At 63.5% G+C, this 392-nt stretch carries 1 pseudogene; it reads left to right on the top strand.

Going from position 1 to position 392, the window contains the following annotated elements:
* Nucleotides 1–202: pseudogene (locus EN807_RS32970) on the top strand (phosphodiesterase); the annotation flags it as partial.
* Nucleotides 203–392: the final 190 nt, after the last annotated feature.

Here is a 392-nt window from a genome sequence, read left to right as displayed (position 1 = left end):
CACGCTGTCGCTTCAAGGGGGACCGATGAATGCCGAGGAAGTGGCTGAGTTCCGCAAGAACCCGTTCCACGAGGAAGCGGTGCGGGTGCGCATCTGGGACGAGTGCGGCAAGGTGGCCGACATGAAGACGCGCACCTTTCGCGACTATGTGCCCATGCTGGAGCGCGTCGTGAGAAAATTCGCGGCGGAAAGGGCGGCTTAGCTAGGTACGATCGGGGAGGGGACGGCCATGTGCTTTTGCTTCGACGGCGAAAACACCCTGATTCCGGCCGGACGGCTGCCGCGACCGCCTCCAGGTCGCAAGTGTTCGCGCGCCGGGTCCAATTGCGTCCAGTCCCAATGGGCGGAATGTCGAGACCTCGCTCGAACCCAGCTATGCCGAGCATAGCCGG

Origin of the sequence: Mesorhizobium sp. M5C.F.Ca.ET.164.01.1.1, from assembly GCF_004792125.1 — a bacterium.
In the GTDB taxonomy this organism is placed as follows: Bacteria; Pseudomonadota; Alphaproteobacteria; order Rhizobiales; family Rhizobiaceae; genus Mesorhizobium; species Mesorhizobium wenxiniae.
Note: the sequence above shows the minus strand (reverse complement) of the source record. Positions and strands in the feature narration are given on the sequence as shown.